Raw genomic sequence first — 24,263 nt, 5'->3', positions numbered from 1 at the left:
AAAACGAATGTGGCTGCGCATTATACGGACTTCCGATGGTTATTCCTATCCTGACAAGGCCTGGATAGCTATAATCCCCTCATCTCTCCTTTAAAAACGGGAACATCTATGATCCGCAGTATGACCGCCTACGCCCGGCGTGAAATCAAGGGTGAATGGGGTAGCGCGACCTGGGAAATGCGCTCGGTAAACCAGCGTTATCTGGAAACTTACTTTCGTCTGCCGGAACAGTTCCGTAGTCTTGAACCCGTCGTGCGCGAACGCATTCGTACACGCCTGACGCGCGGCAAAGTCGAATGTATGCTGCGTTTTGAACCCGATGCCAGCGCGCAAGGCGAGCTTATTCTGAATGAAAAGCTCGCGAAACAATTAGTTAGCGCCGCAAACTGGGTCAAAATGCAGAGCGACGAAGGGGAAATCAATCCGGTTGATATTTTGCGCTGGCCAGGTGTCATGGCGGCGCAAGAGCAGGATCTGGACGCGATTGCCGCAGAAATTTTAGCCGCGCTGGACGGTACGCTGGATGACTTTATCGTCGCGCGCGAAACGGAAGGCCAGGCGCTGAAAGCGCTGATTGAACAACGGCTGGAAGGCGTCAGCGCCGAAGTAGCGAAAGTCCGCGCGCATATGCCGGAAATCCTGCAATGGCAACGTGAACGTCTGGTCGCGAAGCTGGAAGATGCTCAGGTTCAGTTGGAAAACAACCGTCTGGAGCAAGAGCTGGTGATGATGGCGCAACGCATTGATGTGGCGGAAGAGCTGGATCGTCTGGAAGCGCACGTCAAAGAGACTTACAACATTCTGAAGAAAAAAGAGGCGGTAGGTCGCCGTCTGGACTTCATGATGCAAGAATTTAACCGTGAGTCGAACACCCTGGCCTCCAAATCCATCAACGCTGATGTAACTAACTCCGCTATTGAATTAAAAGTGTTGATCGAGCAAATGCGCGAGCAAATCCAGAATATTGAATAATTCTGGCGCTCAATATGTCACAGAGCCCGCCTTATGCGGGCTCTCGCGTTTATCGGTAGTACGTTTTTAATTTCCGGCGAATAGCGTCGATAAGGCGCCGCTTCCACTCTACCGTTGAAGCCCGATACTGCATAAAAATAGCGCCTTCCGCCTGCTCCCCGGCAAGCGGCAGGACAAAAAGACCGCGCTTATCGGATAAATTTTCATACCAGGGGCGCGGTACAATCGCCATTAGCGGCGCCGACTGGACAGCAGGCGCCAGTTGACTGTAATCATGACAAACAAACGCCAGCGGACGTTCAAACCCGGCACGAGCCTGCTGCCTGTCCAGTTCGTTGTTCTCTTTTGTCCACGGCAAACAGTAAATGTGTTGATAATGCTGTAGATCAGCAAAATTCAACGCTGTGGCATTCTCCAGACGTGAACGCAATGGCGCGCCATAAACCGCGATCAAACGCGTAGTCCCCACCCGCTCGTAATGCAGAGCGCTGACCTGCTTTTGATGGTCGCCAATTGCCAGCACCAAATCAACCGAGCTATCCAACAGTTCATCACGCCAGGGTCGGCGGGCAAAAGGAAGGCACTCGATCACCGCCTGATGAAGATGACCTTTCTCTGCGAGAACGGGCGTAAGCAGCGCGTTCAATGCGGGAGGAAGTACCACCCGAAAACAACGGGAGCCGTTCTCTTTATCGCCAAATAGCTCCTCATTAAGCGAAACAAACACAGGCGCCAATTTGTCACGCAGCGCCTGCGCATAAGGCGTAGCAATCTGGCGGTTCCCTTCCCGTCGAAACAACGGATCGTTTAGCGCATCGCGCAATCTCATTAGCGCATGACTTACCGCAGAAGGCGACAAAGCCAGCTTTTGCGCCGTTTTCCCCGTAGAGCTCGTCTCCAGCAGCACATACAGTACTTTTAACAGGTTCATATCCATTTGCAGCAAGTTCATTAAACGTCTCTCTTATTGAACCTGGCTAAATTACTGCCAGGTATACTGCGGGCGCTTCAATCAGGAGAACATTATGAATCGCTATGCATTATTCATTGTATGTATATTTTCAACATCAGCACTTCCTGCCATGGCGGCATTAGATCCTTCACAACCGTTATCACCCGCGCCTCCGTTATCACTGTTTAAAGCGTGGGCTAAGCCTATAAAGCCGTTTCAAATCACAGAAGGCGTGTGGTATGTCGGCACGGAAAATCTCTCTTCTATTCTGCTGACCACTCCGGCAGGGCATATTCTTATTGATGCGGGGTTGGATGAAAGCGCACCGCAAATTAAAGCGAATATTGAAGCGGCAGGATTCCGCCTCACAGACGTGCGCTATCTGTTGAATAGCCATGCGCGGCTGGATCAAGCGGGGGGCATGGCACGTTTGAAAGCGTGGAGCGGCGCACAATTGGTCGCCAGCCAACCCAACGCCGATCAGATGGCGAGGGGTGGACGAGAGGATTTTGCGCTTGGCGATGCGCTCCCCTTCCCGCCCGTCACCACTGATAAAATTATCCACAACCAGGAAAGCATCAGCCTCGGAGGGATAACCGTGACAGCACTATTCACGCCTGGACATCTGCCCGGCTCAACTTCCTGGCGCGTAACGCTCCGCAACGGCAAGACGCTAATTTACGCTGACAGTCTCGCCACGCCCGACTATCTGCTGATTAACAACAAAAATTACCCTGACCTGGTTACTGATATTCAGGGTAGCTTTAAGACACTGGCCGCCCAGCATGTTGATATCTTTATTGCCAATAAAGGTGACCGCTTCGGGCTACTGGAGAAACGACAGCAACTTCGCAACGGCGATACACAGGCATTCTTTGATTCCAATGGCTTGCAACAGTATGTAGAACGCTCGCGTCAGCGCTTCATCACACAACTTACCGCACAGCAGCCATAATGAAATGATTCACCGGCGGCGCGTCCGGGGCGCCGTTCTTTTAAATTATCTAAGTCAAAACAGAAAAACCTCGCATACAATAAACCACAAAAATGATACTCAATTTATTGATATTTATAATAAATAATTATTAATCATAAATTTAAAATCATTACTAAAATTTATTAATCACGTAATGCCTTAGAAAATCTCAATCGTGATACAGCGCACAAATCGTTAATCTTCGCCCCCAGTAAATTAGGGGGAAATCATGCTGTTGCACGTTCTTTATTTAATTGGCATCACTGCCGAGGCCATGACGGGCGCACTCGCTGCGGGTCGTCGTCGCATGGATACATTCGGCGTAATTATTATTGCTACCGCCACCGCCATTGGTGGAGGCTCGGTTCGCGACATTCTGCTCGGTCACTATCCGCTGGGTTGGGTGAAGCATCCCGAATATGTCATTATTGTGGCGACTGCCGCTGTATTGACCACCATTGTTGCCCCCGTCATGCCCTATTTACGCAAGCTTTTCCTGGTACTTGACGCGCTGGGGTTGGTGGTTTTCTCTATTATTGGCGCTCAGATAGCCCTTGATATGGGCGAAGGGCCAATTATCGCCGTGGTAGCCGCCGTCACTACCGGCGTCTTTGGCGGCGTGCTCCGCGATATGTTCTGCAAACGCATTCCACTGGTGTTTCAAAAAGAGCTATATGCCGGCATTTCGTTCGCCTCGGCGGTGCTCTATATTGCGCTGCAACATTACGTCATGAATCCGGATGTCGTCGTTATCTCTACGTTACTGTTTGGCTTTACAGCAAGGTTATTAGCGCTACGTCTTAAACTTGGCCTGCCGGTATTTTATTACCGCCATGAAGGGCACTAAGACCCAAATCCGGGAATATGCTGAGCAGCCAGCCATCTGCTCAGCGTTTTGATCTGCGGATTATTCCGCCAGTCGATGACTCTCCCGGCACGACGCTCGCCCGTCGCTGGTAACTGCCGCCAGTGTTGCTCTGTTCGCATTAATAACTGCTCCCATGAACGATCGCCGCTGGCCTGTAATGCAGCCTGCGTTAAGGGGATATCCATCGCCATGATCCAGCGGGTAAACGACTGCCGGCGCGCCAGGTTAAATTGCCGCCATATCTGCTCGCTTTTTCCTTTAGCAAAGCCTGGCGTGTTGGCTATTTGCGCTGACGTCAGGGTAAGCCAGGAGAAGATATGCTCAAAGCGATGCGTCTGATGCAAGGCCCGCCAGCTGGCTTCGCCCATTCCGTCCAGACCCAACGCCGACCGTGACCCCAGCCATACCAGCCTGGAGATAAACTGTTCCTGACACGTTGCCGACGCGTAAAAGCAGGTCAGCGAGTTGAAATGGCTATCAGGCGGTACAGGTTTACTCCGCTCACGACTCCGCCAGACGACCTCATCAAGCCGGGGAATGCCTTGCCCGGCCAGACTCACCAGGATCTGATCGCCCGGCGCGATATCCCACGCTTCCCAACGTTTCACAGAGCCGATATTGACCCGCTGAACCCGCTTATCATCCAATATAACGGGGACAAGCGACGCTACTACGGTAATTTTGCCGCTTTTCCCCACCGAGAACTGAATAGCGCTCACTTGCGCGACCTGCGCTACTGGCGGATATTTCCATGCTGCCAGCCAGTCGCCCTGCCCGGGTCGCCAGTATTGTGACGCGGGCTCTTTAGCCATGCGTATCACTACGCCATCCGTCACAAAGGGCAACGCTGACGTCAGCCATGACTGGCGCGCCCGCTCGACCTCGCTGGCATCTTTTACCACCAGGGAATATTTCTTCGTCAGACTGAATCCAGCCTTAGCAAGTTGGCTTAATCTTTCGGGCATATTTGCCGGACCGTCCGGCCACGCCCAAATAAAAATACCCAACGAATTTAGCGCGGAGGCGTTATCCTGGCGCATTAACATTCCTGCGACTTTCGAGCGCGCATTCATCCCGCCCATCCGTTGCTGGATATGCCCCTCGCGCTGTAGAAAGATTTCGCCCTGCAACACCGCGTTAGCTAGCGCGCCTTGTGTTGTCTGCGGTATAGAGGGGATCAGGCGAATTTTTGGCGTCCAGTCCTCGCCTTGTAGTCCGTTACCCCGGCTAATAGCCCTGGTCAGTTTACCGTTTTGATAAACCAGCGTTACCGCTACGCCATCCACTTTTGGCTGTACCCAAAGCTCGCTGCGCCCGCGCATCCACTGTTCTACCGCCTGTCGGTCCGCGAGTTTGCGTACGCCCGTATGCGCAACAGGATGCATTGTTGTACCGTTTAACGGCGGTGAAACCGGAGTAGATGAAACATCCTGACCAACACAGCGTTGCCACTGAACCAGTCTTGCGCTGAGTTGGTCGTACACACTATCGTCAACCGCGCTAACCCCTTGTTTCCAGTAGATGTCATTCCAGTCAGCGAGCTGTTGCTGTAAACGGGCGATTTCTTCAGCGGCCCTTGCTGGCGGCCAGGCCGGGCAAAGCGCCCCACTCTGCGAATGCCACAATAAAATTCCCCACGCCATACTTTTCCATAATCTCATCACGACCTCCTGCGCACATTGCCCGGCAGGTATAGCGCTTTAGTGAATAAAAACCGACAGGTAAAAATGCATCATCCGAGCCGCTTTCCAGATTTTTTGGTGGGTTGCTGCAACGACGCGATAAAAGCGGAAAAAGGGACGCAAAATGCAATAATCTGGCGCAAAAAGTGTGACAAAGACTACGTCGCATAACGGCGATGTGTATAATAAGCCCGTATCAAGGCTCTATTTCGATAATCACAGACGTAAGATACTCATGGCTCAAGGTACGCTTTATATTGTTTCTGCCCCCAGTGGCGCGGGTAAATCCAGCCTGATTCAGGCTTTATTAAAAACCCAACCGTTGTATGACACTCAGGTTTCCGTTTCACATACCACGCGCGCGCCGCGTCCTGGTGAAGTGCACGGTGAGCACTATTTCTTTGTAAATCATGATGAGTTTAAAACCATGATTGGCAGGGAGGCGTTTCTGGAGCACGCGGAAGTGTTTGGCAATTACTACGGCACTTCGCGCGAAACCATTGAGCAAGTGCTGGCAACCGGCGTTGATGTTTTTCTCGATATCGACTGGCAGGGCGCCCAGCAAATTCGCGAAAAGATGCCGCAAGCACGCAGCATTTTTATTTTGCCGCCGTCAAAGATCGAATTGGATCGCCGTTTACGCGGCCGCGGGCAAGATAGCGAAGAAGTCATTGCCAAACGAATGGCGCAAGCGGTTGCAGAAATGAGCCATTACGCCGAATATGATTATCTTATTGTGAATGACGACTTTGATACCGCGTTAAGCGACTTGAAAACCATCATTCGCGCTGAACGTCTGCGTATGAGCCGCCAAAAGCAGCGTCATGACGCTTTAATCAGCAAATTGTTGGCAGACTGAACCCACTTTCAGTATCATGCCCAGTCATTTCTTCACCTGTGGAGCATTTTAAGTATGGCACGCGTAACTGTTCAGGACGCTGTAGAGAAAATTGGTAACCGTTTTGACCTGGTACTGGTCGCCGCGCGTCGCGCTCGTCAGATGCAGGTAGGCGGAAAGGATCCGCTGGTACCGGAAGAAAACGATAAAACTACCGTTATCGCGCTGCGCGAAATCGAAGAAGGTCTGATTAACAACCAGATCCTTGACGTCCGCGAGCGCCAGGAACAGCAAGAGCAGGAAGCCGCTGAATTACAAGCCGTTACCGCTATTGCTGAAGGTCGTCGTTAATCACAAAGCGGGTCGCCCTTGTATCTGTTTGAAAGCCTGAATCAACTGATTCAAACCTACCTGCCGGAAGACCAGATTAAGCGTCTTCGGCAGGCGTATCTCGTTGCACGTGACGCTCACGAGGGCCAGACACGTTCAAGCGGTGAACCCTATATCACGCACCCGGTAGCGGTGGCCTGTATTCTGGCCGAGATGAAACTCGACTACGAAACGCTGATGGCCGCTCTGCTGCATGACGTGATTGAAGATACCCCCGCCACCTATCAGGACATGGAACAGCTTTTCGGTAAAAGCGTTGCCGAGCTGGTAGAGGGGGTGTCGAAACTTGATAAGCTCAAGTTCCGCGATAAGAAAGAGGCGCAGGCCGAAAACTTTCGCAAAATGATTATGGCGATGGTGCAGGATATCCGCGTCATTCTCATTAAGCTTGCTGACCGTACCCATAACATGCGCACGCTGGGCTCGTTACGCCCGGATAAACGTCGTCGTATTGCCCGTGAAACGCTGGAAATCTACAGTCCTCTGGCGCACCGTTTAGGTATTCATCACATCAAAACCGAGCTGGAAGAGCTGGGCTTTGAAGCGCTGTATCCCAATCGTTACCGCGTCATCAAAGAAGTGGTAAAAGCGGCGCGCGGCAACCGTAAAGAGATGATCCAAAAAATCCTCTCTGAAATCGAAGGACGTTTGCAAGAGGCGGGAATTCCGTGTCGCGTTAGCGGTCGCGAAAAACATCTTTACTCGATCTACTGCAAAATGGTGCTCAAAGAGCAGCGTTTTCACTCGATCATGGACATTTACGCTTTCCGCGTCATCGTTCATGACTCCGATACCTGCTATCGCGTACTCGGCCAGATGCACAGTCTCTATAAGCCGCGTCCGGGACGGGTGAAAGACTATATTGCCATTCCCAAAGCGAACGGCTATCAGTCTTTGCACACCTCAATGATCGGCCCGCACGGCGTTCCTGTTGAAGTCCAGATCCGTACCGAAGATATGGATCAGATGGCGGAAATGGGGGTCGCGGCGCACTGGGCGTATAAAGAACACGGTGAGACCAGCACCACGGCGCAGATCCGCGCCCAGCGCTGGATGCAGAGCCTGCTGGAGCTACAACAGAGCGCCGGTAGTTCGTTTGAATTTATCGAAAGCGTAAAATCCGATCTCTTCCCGGATGAGATTTACGTTTTCACCCCGGAAGGGCGCATTGTCGAACTGCCCGCTGGCGCTACGCCGGTGGATTTTGCCTATGCAGTGCATACCGACATCGGCCACGCCTGCGTCGGCGCGCGTGTTGACCGGCAGCCTTATCCGCTGTCGCAGCCGCTTAGTAGCGGTCAGACCGTCGAAATTATTACCGCGCCGGGCGCGCGTCCCAACGCCGCCTGGCTGAACTTTGTCGTCAGCTCTAAAGCGCGCGCTAAAATTCGTCAGTTGCTGAAAAACCTCAAACGTGATGACTCCGTAAGCCTGGGCCGTCGTCTGCTTAACCATGCTTTAGGCGGCAGTCGTAAGCTGGCGGAAATTCCGCAGGAAAATATTCAGCGCGAATTGGATCGTATGAAGCTGGCAACGCTTGACGATCTGCTGGCGGAAATCGGTCTCGGCAACGCGATGAGCGTAGTGGTCGCGAAAAATCTGCAGCAAGGCGAAGCCGTGGTGCCGACCGTTGCGCAATCGAATCACGGCCACCTGCCGATTAAAGGCGCGGATGGCGTGCTTATCACCTTTGCGAAGTGTTGTCGTCCGATCCCAGGCGACCCGATCATCGCTCACGTAAGCCCAGGTAAAGGACTGGTGATCCACCATGAATCCTGCCGTAATATCCGTGGATACCAGAAAGAGCCAGAGAAATTTATGGCGGTCGAATGGGACAAAGAGACGGAGCAGGAATTCATTACCGAAATCAAGGTGGAAATGTTTAACCATCAGGGCGCGCTGGCTAACCTGACGGCGGCGATTAATACCACCACCTCCAATATTCAAAGCCTGAATACTGAAGAGAAAGATGGTCGCGTCTATAGTACCTTTATTCGCCTTACCGCACGCGATCGCGTACATCTGGCGAATATCATGCGCAAAATCCGCGTGATGCCAGACGTTATTAAAGTCACCCGTAACCGAAACTAGCGCTATGAATCCAAAACGTTATGCGCGTATATGCGAAATGCTCGCCAGGCGTCAGCCTGATCTCACGGTCTGCATGGAGCAAGTCCACAAACCTCATAACGTTTCTGCAATCATTCGTACCGCAGATGCCGTTGGCGTCCATGAAGTCCATGCCATCTGGCCTGGTAGCCGGATGCGCACCATGGCTTCCGCGGCGGCGGGCAGCAACAGTTGGGTACAGGTGAAAACTCACCGTACCATTGGCGATGCGGTAGCCCATTTGAAAGGACGGGGAATGCAGATTCTGGCAACCCATCTTTCTGATAAAGCCGTAGACTTTCGCGAGATTGATTACACGCGCCCGACCTGTATTCTGATGGGTCAGGAGAAAACCGGTATTACTCAGGAAGCATTAGCCCTGGCGGATCGGGACATCATCATTCCGATGATCGGCATGGTACAGTCGCTGAACGTTTCCGTCGCCTCCGCGCTCATTCTTTATGAAGCCCAGCGCCAGCGTCAGAACGCGGGCATGTATCTGCGTGAAAATAGCATGTTGCCGGAAGATGAACAGCAGCGCCTGCTGTTTGAGGGTGGTTATCCGGTGCTGGCGAAAGTCGCTAAACGTAAAGGTCTGCCTTATCCTCGCGTCAATCAGCAGGGCGAAATAGACGCCGATGCTGACTGGTGGGCGACGATGCAGGCGGCAGGGTAATCACCATGTCAGGCCGCTTGTTAGACACTGTTCCGCTCAATTCCCTGACAGGCGTCGGCGCAGCGCAAAGCAGTAAACTGGCGAAAATTGGCCTGCATACCGTGCAGGACCTCCTGCTCCACCTCCCTCTGCGTTACGAAGACCGTACCCATCTCTACCCCATTGGCGAACTGCTGCCTGGCATCTACGCCACCGTTGAAGGTGAAGTGCTGAACTGCAATATCACTTTCGGCGGTCGTCGGATGATGACCTGCCAGATTAGCGACGGTTCCGGCATTCTTACCATGCGCTTTTTCAATTTTAACGCGGCGATGAAAAACAGCCTGGCGACGGGACGACGTGTGCTGGCCTACGGGGAAGCGAAGCGCGGCAAGTATGGCGCAGAGATGATCCATCCGGAATATCGCCTGCAGGGCGATCTCAGCACGCCGGAACTTCAGGAAACGCTCACCCCCGTCTATCCGACCACCGAGGGCGTGAAGCAAGCGACACTGCGCAAGCTTACCGATCAGGCACTGGAGTTGCTCGACACCTGCGCCATTGCCGAACTACTGCCGCCGGAACTGGCGCAGGGTATGATGAGCCTGCCGGAGGCGCTACGTACCTTGCATCGCCCGCCGCCGACGCTCCAGCTCGCCGATTTAGAAACCGGCAAACACCCGGCACAGCGGCGGCTTATTCTTGAAGAGCTACTGGCGCATAATCTCAGTATGCTGGCGCTTCGCGCAGGCGCGCAGCGCTATCACGCTCAGCCGCTAAGTACCAACAACATATTGAAAGACAAGCTGCTGGCGTCGTTGCCGTTTACACCCACCAGCGCGCAGGCGCGGGTGGTGGCAGAGATCGAACGTGATATGGCGCTGGATGTGCCGATGATGCGTCTGGTTCAGGGCGACGTCGGTTCAGGGAAAACGCTGGTTGCCGCCCTGGCGGCGCTACGCGCCATCGCTCATGGTAAGCAGGTGGCGCTGATGGCGCCGACCGAATTGCTGGCTGAACAGCACGCAAATAATTTCCGCAACTGGTTCGAACCGTTGGGCGTTGAAGTGGGTTGGCTGGCAGGTAAGCAAAAAGGTAAAGCGCGTCAGGCGCAGCAAGAGGCTATTGCCAGCGGTCAGGTGCAGATGATTGTCGGCACCCACGCTATCTTTCAGGAACAGGTGCAGTTTAACGGGCTGGCGCTGGTCATTATCGATGAGCAGCACCGCTTTGGCGTCCACCAGCGGCTGGCATTGTGGGAAAAAGGCCAGCAGCAGGGCTTTCATCCGCATCAGTTGATTATGACCGCAACGCCCATTCCGCGCACCCTGGCGATGACTGCCTACGCCGATCTCGATACCTCGGTGATTGACGAGCTACCACCGGGCCGTACCCCTGTCACTACCGTTGCGATTCCGGATACCCGTCGCCATGAAATCATTGATCGTGTGCGCAACGCCTGCACAACCGAAGGCCGTCAGGCCTACTGGGTCTGTACGCTGATTGAAGAGTCCGACCTGCTGGAAGCGCAGGCGGCGGAAGCCACCTGGGAGGAGCTCAAGCTGGCGTTACCGGAGTTGAATATCGGCCTGGTACACGGCCGCATGAAGCCCGCCGAAAAACAGGCGGTGATGCAGGCCTTTAAGCAGGGTGAACTGCATCTGCTGGTCGCCACTACGGTGATTGAGGTGGGGGTCGATGTTCCTAACTCCAGCCTGATGATTATTGAAAACCCGGAGCGACTGGGCCTGGCGCAATTACACCAGCTCAGAGGACGCGTTGGCCGTGGCGCGGTCGCGTCGCACTGCGTGCTGCTCTATAAATCGCCGTTGTCGAAAACGGCGCAGAAGCGTTTACAGGTATTGCGCGACAGCAACGACGGCTTTGTGATTGCACAAAAAGATTTAGAGATTCGCGGCCCGGGGGAATTACTGGGCACGCGCCAGACGGGTAACGCCGAATTTAAAGTAGCTGATTTGCTGCGCGATCAAGCCATGATCCCCGAAGTTCAGCGTATTGCCCGTCATATTCACGAACGTTATCCACAGCAGGCACAAGCGCTGATTGAGCGCTGGATGCCGGAAACCGAACGTTATTCCAACGCCTAATCCTATTCGCCGCGCGACAGAGCCGACAGAAGATCCTCAATCTGGATAGCGATAACGTCCTGGGCTGCCAGGGCATCGCGCGAGATACGCGTTGCCATCGCACTCTCCGGCTCGTCCCGCAGCATTGCCGCCGCCTTCTGCACCCCGTCGAGGATCATCTCCGACGTTAACTGCCGGGTTAAAAACGCCAGATTATTTTCCAACCACGGTTCTTTCGTCGCACCTAATGGCGGTTGCCACTGCCACGAGCCCTCTGGCCAAAGCGGGTTAACCTCTACCGGATAAATTAAATGTGCGGCGTACTGCAACGCGCATACCGCTTTACCCGGCGTATCCAGTAACCACCACTGATTCCAGAGCGAACGGATAAACGGCGCAATGCCGCCGAGAGCATTGAAGGTATCCAGCCAGGTCAGCGGAGAGTTGAAACCGCGCTCGTGATTGATTCGCACCAGCATGGTCTCCAGCAAAAAATGCCGTACCTGCTGACGCTGAACGGCATCCATCATTTCCCGCCAGAGATAAGGCCGCCGTAACGCGCGCAGGAAAGACTCCTCGAAGTGATCGCCATAGCCATGGGTTAACAGCGTTTCGCGCCAACAGGCAAGGCACAGCGGAAACAGATAACGAAACAATTCCGGCTGCATCGGCTCGTGATAAACCAGATTCAGCACATAATAAACGCTCAGATGCCAATCGGTAATCTGCCGCCAGTCCGTCGCCGCCAGCGCCTGCAACTCAGCATCGGCATAGTCAAACTCCGCTTCCCACACGTTAAGAACCGGCGGCTCATCGCCAAAAATATGACGGCAGCGTTTTTTCATCTTTATCCGGCAAACATTGGCAGCATCAGGTACAGCTTGATCACTAACGCATTGACGATATCGATAAAGAACGCGCCGACCATCGGCACCACCAGGAACGCCATATGCGAGGGGCCAAAACGGTCGGTAATCGCCTGCATATTAGCAATGGCGGTCGGCGTTGCGCCAAGGCCAAAACCGCAGTGACCCGCCGCCAGCACCGCCGCATCATAGTTTTTCCCCATCATGCGCCAGGTGACGAAGATCGCGTACAGCGCCATGAAGATGGTCTGTACCACCAGAATCGCCAGCATCGGCAGCGCCAGCGACGCCAGTTCCCACAGCTTCAGGCTCATCAGCGCCATTGCCAGGAACAGTGACAAACTCACGTTCCCCAGCACCGAAACAGCACGCTCAAATACGCGATAAAAACCCACCAGCGCCAGGCCATTGCTGAGGATCACCCCAACAAATAGCACACAAACGAAGACCGGCAGTTCAAGCACCGTTCCCGCCAGTAGCTGCGCTACGATTTTGCCCACGGTCAGACAGATAGCAATCAGGGCGATAGTTTCGATTAGCACCAGAGAGGTGATCATACGACCCACATCCGGCTTTTCAAAGGCTGTCGGCACGGCCTGATCGTCAGGCATTCCATCCGGCGTGGTGGAGTGTTTCACCAGATAACGCGCTACCGGGCCGCCAATCAACCCGCCCAGCACCAGGCCAAAGGTTGCACATGCCATCGCAACTTCGGTGGCACTGGCAAAACCATAACGTTCGACAAACAGTTTACTCCACGCCGCGCCGGTACCGTGTCCACCGGACAGCGTAATTGACCCGGCAATCAGCCCCATTAACGGGTCCAGCCCCAACAGACTCGCCATGCCGATACCGATGGCATTCTGCATCAGCAGTAATCCGACCACGACGACCAGGAAGACGCCAACAACGCGTCCCCCCTTGCGCAGGCTGGCAAGGTTAGCGTTAAGGCCGATCGTCGCGAAAAACGCCAGCATCAACGGATCGCGCAGGGTCATATCAAAGTTGACCTCCCAACCGACGCTTTTTTTCAGTACCAGCAGAGCAACCGCGACCAGTAACCCCCCCGCCACCGGCTCCGGAATCGTATATTTCTTCAGTAAGGAGACAGACTGGACCAGCTTGCGACCCAGTAGCAGCACCAGCGTGGCGGCGACAAGGGTCGATAAGGTATCGAGTTCAAACATTTAAAGCTCCTGTAGTGCGCTGTGACACGTGCGCACAAATCATTTCCTGAGTCAGTTTTTTAGCTCTTTGCGAGTCTTCGGCATGGATTTTAAGCAGAAAAAGGCAAAAAGTTATATAAAAAGGTGCATTTATCTTTTTTAAATATTAAGAATATTCGCTCGCAATCGTTTGCTTTTACCATCTGGTCAGATAAAATCACCGCTTTTCCACCACGAGAATGTCCCTGATGTCCGTTAACGCCATCGAGCCGGCAGATGCGCAACCGGTTGCGCAGACGCAAAACAGCGAATTAATTTACCGTCTTGAAGATCGCCCGCCGCTCCCTCAAACCCTTTTTGCCGCTTGTCAGCATCTGCTGGCCATGTTTGTCGCGGTAATCACGCCAGCGCTGTTAATCTGCCAGGCGTTGGGTTTACCGGCGCAGGATACGCAGCACATTATCAGCATGTCGCTGTTCGCCTCCGGCGTAGCCTCTATTATTCAAATCAAAGCGTGGGGGCCGGTAGGATCGGGGCTGTTATCCATCCAGGGAACCAGTTTTAACTTTGTCGCCCCGCTGATTATGGGCGGTACCGCGCTGAAAACCGGCGGCGCGGACGTCCCGACGATGATGGCGGCGCTGTTCGGCACGCTGATGCTGGCAAGCTGCACCGAGATGGTGCTTTCTCGCATTCTACATCTGGCGCGCCGGATTATCACGCCGTTAGTCTCCGGCGTCGTGGTGATGATTATTGGCCTGTCGCTGATTCAGGTGGGGCTAACTTCCATCGGCGGCGGCTATGCCGCCATGAGCGACAACACCTTTGGCGCACCGAAAAACCTGTTACTGGCCGGCGTCGTCCTGGCCATTATCATCCTGCTGAATCGGCAACGTAATCCCTACCTGCGCGTGGCTTCTTTGGTTATTGCCATGGCGGCAGGCTATCTTTTGGCCTGGTTTATGGGCATGTTGCCTGAGAATAACGCGCCGGTCTCGCAGGACATCCTGATGGTGCCGACCCCGCTGTATTATGGTCTGGGCATTGACTGGAACCTGTTACTGCCGTTGATGCTGGTCTTTATGATTACGTCGCTGGAGACCATCGGAGACATCACCGCCACCTCTGATGTCTCCGAGCAGCCGGTATCCGGCCCCTTGTACATGAAACGGCTAAAGGGCGGCGTACTGGCTAACGGCCTGAACTCATTTGTTTCAGCGGTATTTAATACGTTCCCGAATTCCTGTTTCGGTCAGAACAACGGCGTAATTCAGTTGACTGGCGTCGCCAGTCGCTATGTGGGATTTGTCGTCGCGCTGATGCTGATTGTGCTCGGCCTGTTCCCGGCGGTAAGCGGTTTTGTGCAGCATATCCCGGAACCGGTGCTCGGCGGCGCCACGTTGGTGATGTTCGGCACCATTGCCGCCTCCGGGGTGCGTATTGTCTCGCGTGAGCCGCTGAACCGCCGCGCGATTCTGATTATCGCCCTGTCGCTGGCCGTGGGTCTTGGCGTCTCGCAACAGCCGCAGATCCTGCAGTTCGCGCCGGAATGGGTGAAAAATCTGCTCTCATCCGGAATTGCCGCTGGCGGCATCACGGCTATCGTGCTGAACCTGATTCTCCCGCCGGAAAAACCGTAAAAACCCTGCGGCGGCGACACGATTCGCCGCTGCTGTAACGCTCTTTCACCATTCCTGTCTTGAGGATTGCACGCAAATCGTGCATAAATCCCCTATGTGCATTTCACGGGATGGAAGACCATGAAATTGATTGGGAGGTTGCTTCTCTACGTGCTGATCGCCTGTGTAGTGGTGATTTTCGGCTTTTATTTTCTGCTGCAAACGCGCTGGGGCGCAGATCATGTCAGCAACTGGGTATCAGAGAACAGCGGTTATCACCTCACATTCGACGTGATGGATCATCGTTTTTCCGCCCCATCCCATCTTTTACTGGAGAATGTGACCTTTGGTCGTGATGGTCAGCCTGCTACCCTGGTCGCGAAAACCGTAGATATCGGTCTGAGCATTCGCCAGTTAACCGCGCCGCTGCATGTCGACACGATCCTGTTACAGGACGGCACGCTGAATATTTCAGTGCAAACCGCCCCTTTCCCGTTTGAGGCCGACCGCCTGCAACTTCGCAATATGGCGCTCAATAGTCCCGGCAGCGAATGGCGGTTGAGCGCCCAGCGCGTTAACGGCGGCGTTATGCCCTGGCGCCCCGAAGCCGGTCGGGTATTAGGCAATAAAGCCCAGATCCAACTGAGCGCCGGTTCGCTGACGTTAAACGACGTTCCCGCCACTAATGTGCTTATTGAAGGCAGTATCGACCATAATCAGGTGATGTTAAACACCGTCGGCGCCGATATGGCGCGCGGAGCGTTAACCGGCGTCGCCCGACGTAACGCTGATGGTAGTTGGGTCGTTGAAAATCTGCGGCTGAATGATATTCGGTTACAAAGCGATAAATCCCTGAGCGAGTTTTTCGCGCCGCTGACTACGGTTCCATCTTTGCAGATTGGTCGTCTTGAAGTGACGGACTCCAGCCTGCAAGGACCAGACTGGGCAGTCACCGATCTTGACCTGAGTTTGCGCAATCTGACTCTGCGCAAAGAAGACTGGCAAAGTCAGGAAGGTAAATTATCGATGAACGCCAGCGAGTTTATTTACGGCTCGCTGCACTTGCTCGATCCAATCCTGAACGCCGAATTTTCACCACAGGGCGTTGCGCTACGCCAGTTCACCACCCGCTGGGAAGGCGGTATGGTCAGAACCTCCGGCGCCTGGTTACGCGAAGGCAAAGCGCTTATTCTGGACGATACCGCTATCGCCGGGCTGGAGTATACGCTGCCGGAAAACTGGAAGCAGTTATGGATGAAGCCGCTGCCCGACTGGTTGAACAGCCTGACGCTGAAAAAATTCAGCGCCAGCCGCAATCTGGTGATCGATATCGACCCGGCCTTCCCGTGGCAAATCACCGCCCTGGACGGCTACGGCGCAAACCTGGAGCTGGTACAACATCATCAATGGGGCGTCTGGAGCGGCAATGCGACCCTCAACGCCGCAGCGGCAACCTTTAACCGTGTGGACGTGCGCCGCCCGTCGCTGTCGTTGACGGCTAATGCCAGCACGGTCAACATCAGCGATCTGAGCGCGTTTACTGGAAAAGGGATACTGGAAGCCACTGCCAGCGTATCGCAACTGCCGCAGCGTCAGACGCAAATCAGCCTGAACGGACGCGGCGTACCAATGGATGTGCTACAGCAGTGGGGCTGGCCGGCATTACCGATTGCTGGCGATGGCAATATTCAGCTCACGGCCAGCGGCAATATTCAGGCCGATGCGCCGTTGAAACCGACGGTAAACGGGCAATTACACGCGGTCAACGCACAAAAGCAGCAGATAACACAGACGATGCAAGCGGGCGTGGTGTCCGGCGGGGAAGTTACGTCAACGGAGCCAGCGCTGTAATTGAGGGCTTGCCCGGTGGCGATGGCGCTTACCGGGCTTACGGTTCTTGCTCATTTGTAGGCCGGATAAGCGCAGCTCACGGCGCCATCCGGCGATTCAGATTTAAAGCGTAATTACCACTTCATTTCCCTGCGGGGTGACCACTACGCCCAGTTCACTTCCCGCATATGAACCGCATTTGGTACCGCTAATCTGCGTAATATTACGCAGACACAGCGTCCAGTTGCGCGCCTCGCCTTCGCCGCTCACCGTAATGGTATTGCCTGTGCGTTTCGCCTGCAGCGTAAAGATTGTCGAACCATCCGTAGCAGGGACTTCGCAGACCGCTTCGCAGCCGTCATCCAGATGGAATAACTGGAAGGCCGTACCCTCATGCCAGGCGTAATCGGGCTTCTGGCTATTGTTGCCCAGCGCCAGTAGTGTATTGTCACGCACGTACACTGGCAGGCTCAGGAAGTCATGCTGCTGTTTATGCCAGCGGCTGCCCTGCACTTCATCGTTGCGCCACAGGTGCGTCCAGCGGCCTTCTGGCAGGTAGAACTCAACGTCGCCCGCTTCACTAAATACCGGCGCTACCATGACCGCATCTCCCAGCATGTACTGGCGATCAAGATAATCACACGCCGGATCGTCCGGGAACTCCAGCATCATCGCCCGCATCATTGGCGTACCGGCTTCGTTGGCGCGCGCCGCTTCCCGATACAGATATGGCATCATCCGGCACTTCTGTTCGGTGAAGAAGCGCACCACGTCACAGGACTCGTCGTCATAGGCCCACGGAACCCGGTAGGATTTGCTACCGTGCAGGCGGCTGTGGCTGGAGAGCAAGCCGAATGCGCACCAACGCTTGTAGACATGCGCCGGCGCGGTATTCTCGAATCCGCCAATATCATGGCTCCAGAAACCAAACCCTGACAGGCCGATGGACAGCCCGCCGCGCAGGCTTTCCGCCATCGATTCGTAGTTGGCGTAGCAGTCGCCGCCCCAGTGCACCGGGAACTGTTGCGCGCCCACCGAGGCGGAACGGGCGAACAGCACCGCCTCTTCAACGCCGACGCTCTCTTTCAGCACGTTCCACACCAGTTCGTTGTAGATGTAGGCATAATGGTTGTGCATTTTCTGTGGATCTGAACCATCAAACCACTGCACATCCGTTGGAATGCGTTCGCCGAAGTCAGTTTTGAAGCAGTCCACTCCCATCTCCACCAGGCCCTTCAGCTTGTCGGCATACCATTCGCAGGCTTGCGGGTTGGTGAAGTCGTAAATCGCCAGTCCCGGCTGCCATTTATCCCACTGCCACAAGGAGCCGTCCGGGCGTTTAAGCAAATATCCTTTCTCTTTCAGCCCCTGGAAGACCGGGGATTTCTGGCCGATGTAGGGGTTAATCCACACGCAGACTTTCAGCCCTTTCGCTTTCAGGCGGCGAATCATCCCTTTCGGATCGGGGAAAGTCACCGGGTCCCATTCAAAATCGCACCACTGAAAAGCTTTCATCCAGAAACAGTCGAAGTGGAAGACGTGCAGCGGCAGATTGCGCTCGGCCATACCGTCGATAAAACTGTTAACGGTCGCTTCGTCGTAGTTGGTGGTGAATGAGGTGGTCAGCCACAGGCCAAACGACCAGGCGGGCGGCAGCGCCGGACGACCCGTAAATTGGGTATAGCGGTTCAGCACGTCTTTCGGGGTCGGGCCGTCGATGACGAAGTATTCCAGATACTCGCTCTCAACACTGAACTGAACTTTGGAGACTTTCTCGGAGCCAATTTCAAACGACACGCACTGCGGATGATTCACCAGTACACCGTAGCCACGGTTGGTGATATAGAACGGGATATTCTTGTACGATTGCTCGGTGCTGGTGCCGCCGTCGCGGTTCCAGGTCTCCACCGTCTGACCGTTGCGCACCAGTGCGGTAAAACGCTCGCCAAGCCCGTAGACGGTTTCGCCCACGCCGAGATCCAGACGCTCGAACATGTAGTTGCGCCCGCTGTTGGTGTCCTGCACATAGCCGTTATTTTTCAACTGGCTACCGGTGATACGTACACCGTTACGCAGAAAATCCAGTGACCAGAGCTCGCCTTTGGTGACGCGCACGCTCAGGCTGCCGCTCTTGAGTTCGGCAAATTCAGCGTTGTTCTGCATCTCTACGTTGATATCTTGCAAGACATTGAGCGGATAATGTGGGCCGTTATCCAAAGCGCCCTGGAAGTGTTCCATCCGTACACCTATCACTCCTTCCTGCGGCGAGAAAAAGCGCAGGGTAAACAACGGGGTATCCAGTTGCCAGGTTCGTTCGCGGACATCACGCGGCGCGGCATAGATCACCATCTCATTCCCGTGCTGTTCAACGTCGAACACCTGAACCGGGTGAATCAAATTAAGGCCAGGCTGGATCAGCCAGTTTCCGTCGCTAATTTTCATAGTCTGTTCCTTTAGTTTTGCAATTCTTTATGGGTAAATTCTTGTTCGTTGCGGTGTGCGCCCTGCGCCAGTTGTTCCAGAATGGTTTTCAGGAACGGGCTTTTCAGGGTGTAGTAGCGTTTAGCGATCGCGGCGCTCAGCAGATAACAGATGGCCGGAACGATAGTGAACAGAGCGATGATGATGCTGATCGTGGCGCTGTTTTGCGTTTTCGCCGCCGCGTCGTAACCGCCGCCTGCCAGCATCCAGCCAATCAGCGCCCCGCCGAGGGCAAGACCCAGTTTCAGCACGAACAACGTGCCGGCAAAACTGATCCCCGTCAGGCGTTTGCCGTTACACCATTCGCCGTAGTCGACGGTGTCAGACATCATCACCCACTGGATAGGCGTGACTAACTGGTGCAATACGCCAATCACAAAGATAAAGACGAACATAGCGATCGTGGCGTGCATCGGTACGAAGAACATCGCCACGCTGATTACTGCGAGTAAAGCATTGGTCCACCAGAAAACGCTCACTTTGCATTTCCAGTCGGTCAACGGTTTTGCCAGCGCCGAGCCAATCAGGTTGCCGACGCAATAGGTGGTGAGGAAGGCGACAAACACGCCTGGTTTGCCCAATATCCAGGTGACGTAATACATCATCGCCCCGCCGCGCACGCATACCGCCAGAATATTCAGGATGGTGAGCAGGCCGACTATGCGCCACTGGTCGTTGTGCCAGATATCACGCAGGTCTTCACGCATGGAGGTATGGGTGGCAGGCGCTTCAACGCGCTCTTTGGTGGTAAAGAAGCAGAACGCCAGCATCAGGAACGCCACCACCGAGAGCGCCGCGATACCCCCCTGGAAGCCCAGCGCCTTATTCTCGCCGCCAATCAGTTTCACCAGAGGCATCATCAGTACGGTAGAAAGCATTCCGCCCGCCGTTGCCAGCACAAAGCGCCAGGATTGCAGGGAGATACGCTGCGTTGGGTCATTGGTTATTACACCCCCCAACGCGCAGTAAGGGATGTTGACCACAGTGTACAGAAGGGTGAGCAACGTGTAGGTGATGGCGGCATAAATCATTTTGCCGTTCAGACTGAGATCCGGCGTGCTATAAGCCAGCACACAAACGATACCAAACGGCAACGCGCCAAACAGCACCCAGGGTCGGAATTTGCCCCAGCGAGAGCGGGTACGGTCGGCCAGCAGGCCCATGCAAGGGTCGGAGATGGCATCAAGCGCACGCGCCAGTAAAAACATGGTGCCAACAAAACCAGCGGGAATGCCGAAAATATCGGTATAGAAGAACATCATATATAACATGACGTTATCAAAGATGATGTGGCTCGCGGCATCGCCCATACCATAGCCAATCTTCTCCTTAACGGAGAGAATCTCACTTTTCATTACGCATCCTTAACGCTTACAACGCTCACTGATACCGGTTACAGTTTTTGTAAACCTTCCCTGCGAGCGTGAATATTCCGTTATTTGGTTATCAAATTACGATTCTTGTTTTCTGTGATCAGGGTAGCGCCAAAAAGTGTGATGAAATGTAACTAATGGATTTTATGGGGGTTTATATGAAACCGATCATGGCAGAAGGAAAGGGAAGTTAAAAAAGCACGGGAGGGGATGTGGAAACGTCAGGAAGTAGCTATAATGCGCGCGCCTCCATGTAGCAATCGAGGCGCGGAAGATCGTCGTCTCCGGTGAGGCGGCTGGACTTCAAATCCAGTTGGGGCCGCCAGCGGTCCCGGGCAGGTTCGACTCCTGTGATCTTCCGCCAATTAACCTCTACTGAACGCTCCTGAAGTCAATAAAACTCCTTCTAATCCCTTATATATCAAGCCTTACATGTATTCTGAGGTCAACCGGAGTCTATTGGTATCAATATGCCTTTGGGGGCACAATTGGGCATACCAACTATTGGAGGTAAAATGACATGCCACCAAAAGAAAAAATCATTAATAATCAAATAATAATATCACTTTGAAACCGTAGTAAACCTTACAAATTTTCTATCGGCAGGGGCTCTTTTTGCTGGTGAATCCAACGGGGTCAACGTGCTGGCGGAGGAAGTACCGAATAGAGGGGAAGGAGAAAAGCCCCACATCTGGAACATGGCCGGATGTGGCTATTAACGAAGCCATCAAGCCAGGGTGTGTCCCGTAACTATTTTTATACAATCTGACGCATGATTTGATTACAAAGCGTCACTGAATTTGGCTCGTTACGATTTCCCTGAAGAAGCGTGGGCGCTCATTTCCCTTATGTTGCCACCTGAAAGGGGCTCTTCCAGAGGTGGACGTCCTTACTTTACTCATCGACATGTTATGAATGGCATATTTTGGGTGCTTTGTTCAGGCGCTCCATGGCGGGATTTACCTGCGCGCCTCAGCGACACGTTCAGAGAAAACGGCAAGAAACTACTAGTGCATGTTAAAGCCGGGAGCCATCAGATTGTTTTTGAGGCGATTGTTAGGTTAAGGACACACCCTAATGCTCCATTTGTTTCTGCTATCCTCAAACAACGATTTATTGCACCAATATCATGCCAATGAAGTCAATCTGCTGGCTCACAATTCAATAACCTCTGAGCACGATAAATTGAAATATACTCTAAAGGCGGTATATTATTTAACTTCTATATACTTCTTTCTATTTTACTCATGATATTCCAACGCACGCTTATCAGGCTGATTGAACCATTGACGTCAATAACCATATGATATTATTTTTGGTTTGTAGCAATCCGGTTATTGACATAGCCATTATTTGTTATAAGCCAACCTATTGTGGTGCCTACATGCATATACATGTCAATCGTGACAAAGAATTTTCCCCATAGCGACATGGAATTTATATACAATAAAGAGGTCATTCATACCGAACGACCATCTTTATGAAAAAGATCTAACACCGGGCTCTATCGAATATGTTTCCTGCCCCAGTAGTAGATCTACAGGTAAAGATATTATGGATAGTTGATGGTAAATCTACCCGTAGCTTTAAATTCACCTGCATTGATAACATTACTGCCATCCTGTTTTAAGGTAGCCCGAAAATTCATTGTTTGGGTACTATTTCCAATATCGCTGTTGGTATAATCAGGTGTATTGGTAAATTTATAAACTGAAGTACTGTCTCTGGGCTTGAGCAATGTCCAGTCGCTGGTGCTGAGTGGGTTCTTCTCCCCCTCAATCATTACACCAATCCCACTGGCAGCACTACTCGTCAATGTATTACTTAGTAAAGTTTTATCTGTTGTACCAATATTGGTAGAATCCAGCGTCACATTCAGGTTTTTAACATACTTACAGTTACTGAGTTCAATAGAAAATGTTTTCTGCATCGTCGTGCTTCCATTAACAATATCTTCAGCAGAAACACGTCCAAACGGCACGGTAGCATTACTAACGCCCTCACCGGTAACGGCACTGGCTGTGCAGGTTGGATAATTGATATTCAGTGTACCACTATTGAACACGTAGCTCACAGAATGCTGCGCAGCATCTGAGGTGTACGGTGTATTAAATTTAAGATCATATATACTACTTTTCAGAAAAGTGATGGGGAGGGATGTTGCGCCATTAGGATTAAATTTATCATCAATATAAATATGATATTTAATCCATAAAACAATGCCACCATAGGCATAATACTTCCAGTTGGTAGCCCTATCGCACATTCCATTTTTTGTACGCTGATCGGCCCCCATTATAGTATGCATATTAAAGGATTTAGCTGCACTATCACCGCTGGCCCAGTTGACCCAAAATTGCTCACTGTAATATTGACCACCAAAGTTAATACTAGTAAATTCAAGAGCAAAATAGAGCCCGGTAATATTTGTCTTCCAGAGCTTATTGCCATTATAAGTTAATCCAGAATCGATATACCCATGATGCAAATCAGCCTGACCTTCGTTACCATCCTTATTACAACTCAGGCCGGTATGAGGATCAAGATCTCTTGCAGCATCCGTCACAGCAATTTCCCGTAAACCGTTTCCTTCATGCATTGCCAGAGGTTTTACAAAAGTTGTCGGGTTGAAATCTACAGTGATATCACTGATGCTGCTTGAAATATTACTACTATTTACGTTGCCATAATCTCCAACAAAAACAGACCATCCATAGGAGGCTTGTGAAAATAAAGAAAGAGTCGACAACAACAGACATAACATGCGAAATTTAATCGTCATTATTTTATCATCCTTGTTTTTATTTACTGGTAAGATATATTCACCAGCACTCTGGCAGTTACCAGCCCTGATGACACATCTTCCATGCTGACAATTTTTTGCATCCGGGCGTAGAATGTCCACTGTGAATTACTGTAATTGCTATCCGGCAAGCTATAGATAGCTTTTGACATCCCATTGACATCCAGCACATTAAAACGTGTAGCGTTGCTCTGAGCGGAAAAAATTACCACGCCAACATTTTTCGCACCATCGTTATTTTGCGCCAACTCATTAGCAAATACCTGTAAGTTATCCGCAGGCAAGGCCCCCTGTTGCGGGGAAAAGGTAAATAACACCTGAGAAATCTTATCATCGCTGACCGGACAATCAACCAGACGCAGAGTAAAGTTTTGCCCCCCGGCATAATCAGTTTCAGCTGTAATCTCATTCGAGAAATAGTCCAGCTTAACGGTGGGCAGTCGCACCACACCGTTATCATTGACTTCCAACCGACAGGTATTATTAATCACCGTTGCAGTCACATCGACGTTATGGTCGGCGTATCCCGGTCGCGATAAAAAGGCCGTTGCCAGCCCTGAACAAAATAGAAAATAACACTGTCTGCGCGTCAGCAT

The 24,263-nt window shown here is 52.8% G+C and carries 19 protein-coding genes, 1 tRNA gene and 2 pseudogenes; 13 read left to right on the top strand and 9 right to left on the bottom strand.

Annotation, left to right across the window (positions count from 1 at the left end; all coding sequences use genetic code 11):
* The first annotated feature begins 108 nt into the window (after nt 1-108).
* Nucleotides 109-972: a YicC/YloC family endoribonuclease gene (locus ACH0WD_RS11460; RefSeq protein WP_000621352.1), complete on the top strand. Its 864-nt coding sequence runs from the start codon at nt 109-111 to the stop codon at nt 970-972.
* 49 nt (nt 973-1,021) lie between these two features.
* Here ACH0WD_RS11460 and ACH0WD_RS11455 read toward each other — a convergent pair whose 3' ends face one another.
* The gene (locus ACH0WD_RS11455; RefSeq protein ID WP_001050866.1) at nt 1,022-1,924 is read right to left on the bottom strand and encodes a LysR family transcriptional regulator; all 903 of its coding nucleotides are present in this window, start codon (nt 1,922-1,924) and stop codon (nt 1,022-1,024) included.
* 73 nt (nt 1,925-1,997) lie between these two features.
* Between ACH0WD_RS11455 and ACH0WD_RS11450 the strand changes: the two genes are divergently transcribed.
* Nucleotides 1,998-2,879, top strand: coding sequence for an HARLDQ motif MBL-fold protein (locus ACH0WD_RS11450; RefSeq protein WP_001082977.1), 882 nt, complete (start codon nt 1,998-2,000; stop codon nt 2,877-2,879).
* Between the two features lie 250 nt (nt 2,880-3,129).
* The gene (locus ACH0WD_RS11445) at nt 3,130-3,747 is read left to right on the top strand and encodes a trimeric intracellular cation channel family protein (RefSeq protein ID WP_000924334.1); all 618 of its coding nucleotides are present in this window, start codon (nt 3,130-3,132) and stop codon (nt 3,745-3,747) included.
* Here the strand turns inward: ACH0WD_RS11445 and ligB are convergent.
* Nucleotides 3,744-5,429 carry an NAD-dependent DNA ligase LigB gene (ligB, locus tag ACH0WD_RS11440; protein WP_001241833.1) on the bottom strand — a complete coding sequence of 562 codons (1,686 nt, stop codon included), beginning with the start codon at nt 5,427-5,429 and terminating at the stop codon, nt 3,744-3,746. The genes ACH0WD_RS11445 and ligB overlap by 4 nt on opposite strands.
* 256 nt (nt 5,430-5,685) lie before the next feature.
* Here ligB and gmk point away from each other — a divergent pair, with 256 nt between their 5' ends.
* The 5 genes from gmk to recG are packed head-to-tail and all read left to right on the top strand — an operon-like array spanning nt 5,686 to nt 11,550.
* Nucleotides 5,686-6,309 (top strand): guanylate kinase, encoded by a 624-nt coding sequence (gene gmk, locus ACH0WD_RS11435; protein ID WP_000046966.1) that lies wholly within the window; start codon nt 5,686-5,688, stop codon nt 6,307-6,309.
* 54 nt (nt 6,310-6,363) lie between these two features.
* Entirely contained in the window at nt 6,364-6,639 is a 276-nt protein-coding gene (gene rpoZ, locus ACH0WD_RS11430; RefSeq protein ID WP_000135058.1) for a DNA-directed RNA polymerase subunit omega, read from the top strand.
* A gap of 18 nt (nt 6,640-6,657) precedes the next feature.
* The gene (spoT, locus tag ACH0WD_RS11425; protein ID WP_000280481.1) at nt 6,658-8,769 is read left to right on the top strand and encodes a bifunctional GTP diphosphokinase/guanosine-3',5'-bis pyrophosphate 3'-pyrophosphohydrolase; all 2,112 of its coding nucleotides are present in this window, start codon (nt 6,658-6,660) and stop codon (nt 8,767-8,769) included.
* Between the two features lie 4 nt (nt 8,770-8,773).
* Nucleotides 8,774-9,463: a tRNA (guanosine(18)-2'-O)-methyltransferase TrmH gene (gene trmH, locus ACH0WD_RS11420; protein ID WP_001068433.1), complete on the top strand. Its 690-nt coding sequence runs from the start codon at nt 8,774-8,776 to the stop codon at nt 9,461-9,463.
* Nucleotides 9,464-9,468: 5 nt separating this feature from the next.
* Nucleotides 9,469-11,550 carry an ATP-dependent DNA helicase RecG gene (recG, locus tag ACH0WD_RS11415; protein ID WP_001747763.1) on the top strand — a complete coding sequence of 694 codons (2,082 nt, stop codon included), beginning with the start codon at nt 9,469-9,471 and terminating at the stop codon, nt 11,548-11,550.
* Nucleotides 11,551-11,552: 2 nt separating this feature from the next.
* Here recG and ACH0WD_RS11410 read toward each other — a convergent pair whose 3' ends face one another.
* Together ACH0WD_RS11410 and gltS are read right to left on the bottom strand one after the other, a co-directional pair.
* Nucleotides 11,553-12,374 (bottom strand): hypothetical protein, encoded by an 822-nt coding sequence (locus ACH0WD_RS11410; protein ID WP_000745461.1) that lies wholly within the window; start codon nt 12,372-12,374, stop codon nt 11,553-11,555.
* 2 nt (nt 12,375-12,376) lie between these two features.
* On the bottom strand, nt 12,377-13,582 hold the full coding sequence (gene gltS / locus ACH0WD_RS11405; RefSeq protein WP_000462256.1) for a sodium/glutamate symporter: 1,206 nt from the start codon (nt 13,580-13,582) through the stop codon (nt 12,377-12,379).
* 227 nt (nt 13,583-13,809) lie between these two features.
* On the opposite strand from gltS, the gene xanP reads away from it, so the two are divergent.
* Together xanP and ACH0WD_RS11395 are read left to right on the top strand one after the other, a co-directional pair.
* Nucleotides 13,810-15,201 carry a xanthine/proton symporter XanP gene (gene xanP, locus ACH0WD_RS11400; protein ID WP_000115428.1) on the top strand — a complete coding sequence of 464 codons (1,392 nt, stop codon included), beginning with the start codon at nt 13,810-13,812 and terminating at the stop codon, nt 15,199-15,201.
* Between the two features lie 120 nt (nt 15,202-15,321).
* A complete protein-coding gene (locus ACH0WD_RS11395) occupies nt 15,322-17,031 on the top strand; it encodes an AsmA family protein (protein WP_000766673.1) in 1,710 nt (569 codons plus the stop codon).
* A 102-nt stretch (nt 17,032-17,133) separates the two neighbouring features.
* On the opposite strand, the gene yicI is transcribed toward ACH0WD_RS11395, so the two are convergent.
* Together yicI and ACH0WD_RS11385 are read right to left on the bottom strand one after the other, a co-directional pair.
* Nucleotides 17,134-19,452: an alpha-xylosidase gene (yicI, locus tag ACH0WD_RS11390; RefSeq protein ID WP_000702996.1), complete on the bottom strand. Its 2,319-nt coding sequence runs from the start codon at nt 19,450-19,452 to the stop codon at nt 17,134-17,136.
* An 11-nt stretch (nt 19,453-19,463) separates the two neighbouring features.
* The gene (locus tag ACH0WD_RS11385; protein ID WP_000834259.1) at nt 19,464-20,846 is read right to left on the bottom strand and encodes a glycoside-pentoside-hexuronide family transporter; all 1,383 of its coding nucleotides are present in this window, start codon (nt 20,844-20,846) and stop codon (nt 19,464-19,466) included.
* Between the two features lie 287 nt (nt 20,847-21,133).
* On the opposite strand from ACH0WD_RS11385, the gene ACH0WD_RS11380 reads away from it, so the two are divergent.
* The 3 genes and pseudogenes from ACH0WD_RS11380 to ACH0WD_RS11370 form a co-directional block, all read left to right on the top strand.
* Nucleotides 21,134-21,228: transfer RNA gene (locus ACH0WD_RS11380), tRNA-Sec, on the top strand.
* A 227-nt stretch (nt 21,229-21,455) separates the two neighbouring features.
* Nucleotides 21,456-21,614 carry an Arm DNA-binding domain-containing protein gene (locus ACH0WD_RS11375; RefSeq protein ID WP_342365454.1) on the top strand — a complete coding sequence of 53 codons (159 nt, stop codon included), beginning with the start codon at nt 21,456-21,458 and terminating at the stop codon, nt 21,612-21,614.
* A gap of 50 nt (nt 21,615-21,664) precedes the next feature.
* Nucleotides 21,665-21,835, top strand: a pseudogene (locus ACH0WD_RS11370) (transposase); the annotation flags it as partial.
* A gap of 104 nt (nt 21,836-21,939) precedes the next feature.
* Here the strand turns inward: ACH0WD_RS11370 and ACH0WD_RS11365 are convergent.
* The 3 genes and pseudogenes from ACH0WD_RS11365 to ACH0WD_RS11355 all read right to left on the bottom strand — a co-directional run.
* Nucleotides 21,940-22,074: pseudogene (locus ACH0WD_RS11365) on the bottom strand (hypothetical protein); the annotation flags it as partial.
* Between the two features lie 342 nt (nt 22,075-22,416).
* Entirely contained in the window at nt 22,417-23,646 is a 1,230-nt protein-coding gene (locus ACH0WD_RS11360) for a fimbrial-like adhesin (RefSeq protein WP_000152783.1), read from the bottom strand.
* Nucleotides 23,647-23,669: 23 nt separating this feature from the next.
* Nucleotides 23,670-24,263 (bottom strand): fimbrial-like protein, encoded by a 594-nt coding sequence (locus tag ACH0WD_RS11355; RefSeq protein ID WP_000957977.1) that lies wholly within the window; start codon nt 24,261-24,263, stop codon nt 23,670-23,672.

The sequence above is a fragment of the Salmonella sp. 2020_1395 genome (assembly GCF_043848115.1).
In the GTDB taxonomy this organism is placed as follows: domain Bacteria; phylum Pseudomonadota; class Gammaproteobacteria; order Enterobacterales; family Enterobacteriaceae; genus Salmonella; species Salmonella enterica.
The sequence above is the reverse complement of the archived record's forward strand: the minus strand, read 5'-3'. Positions and strand labels throughout refer to the sequence as shown.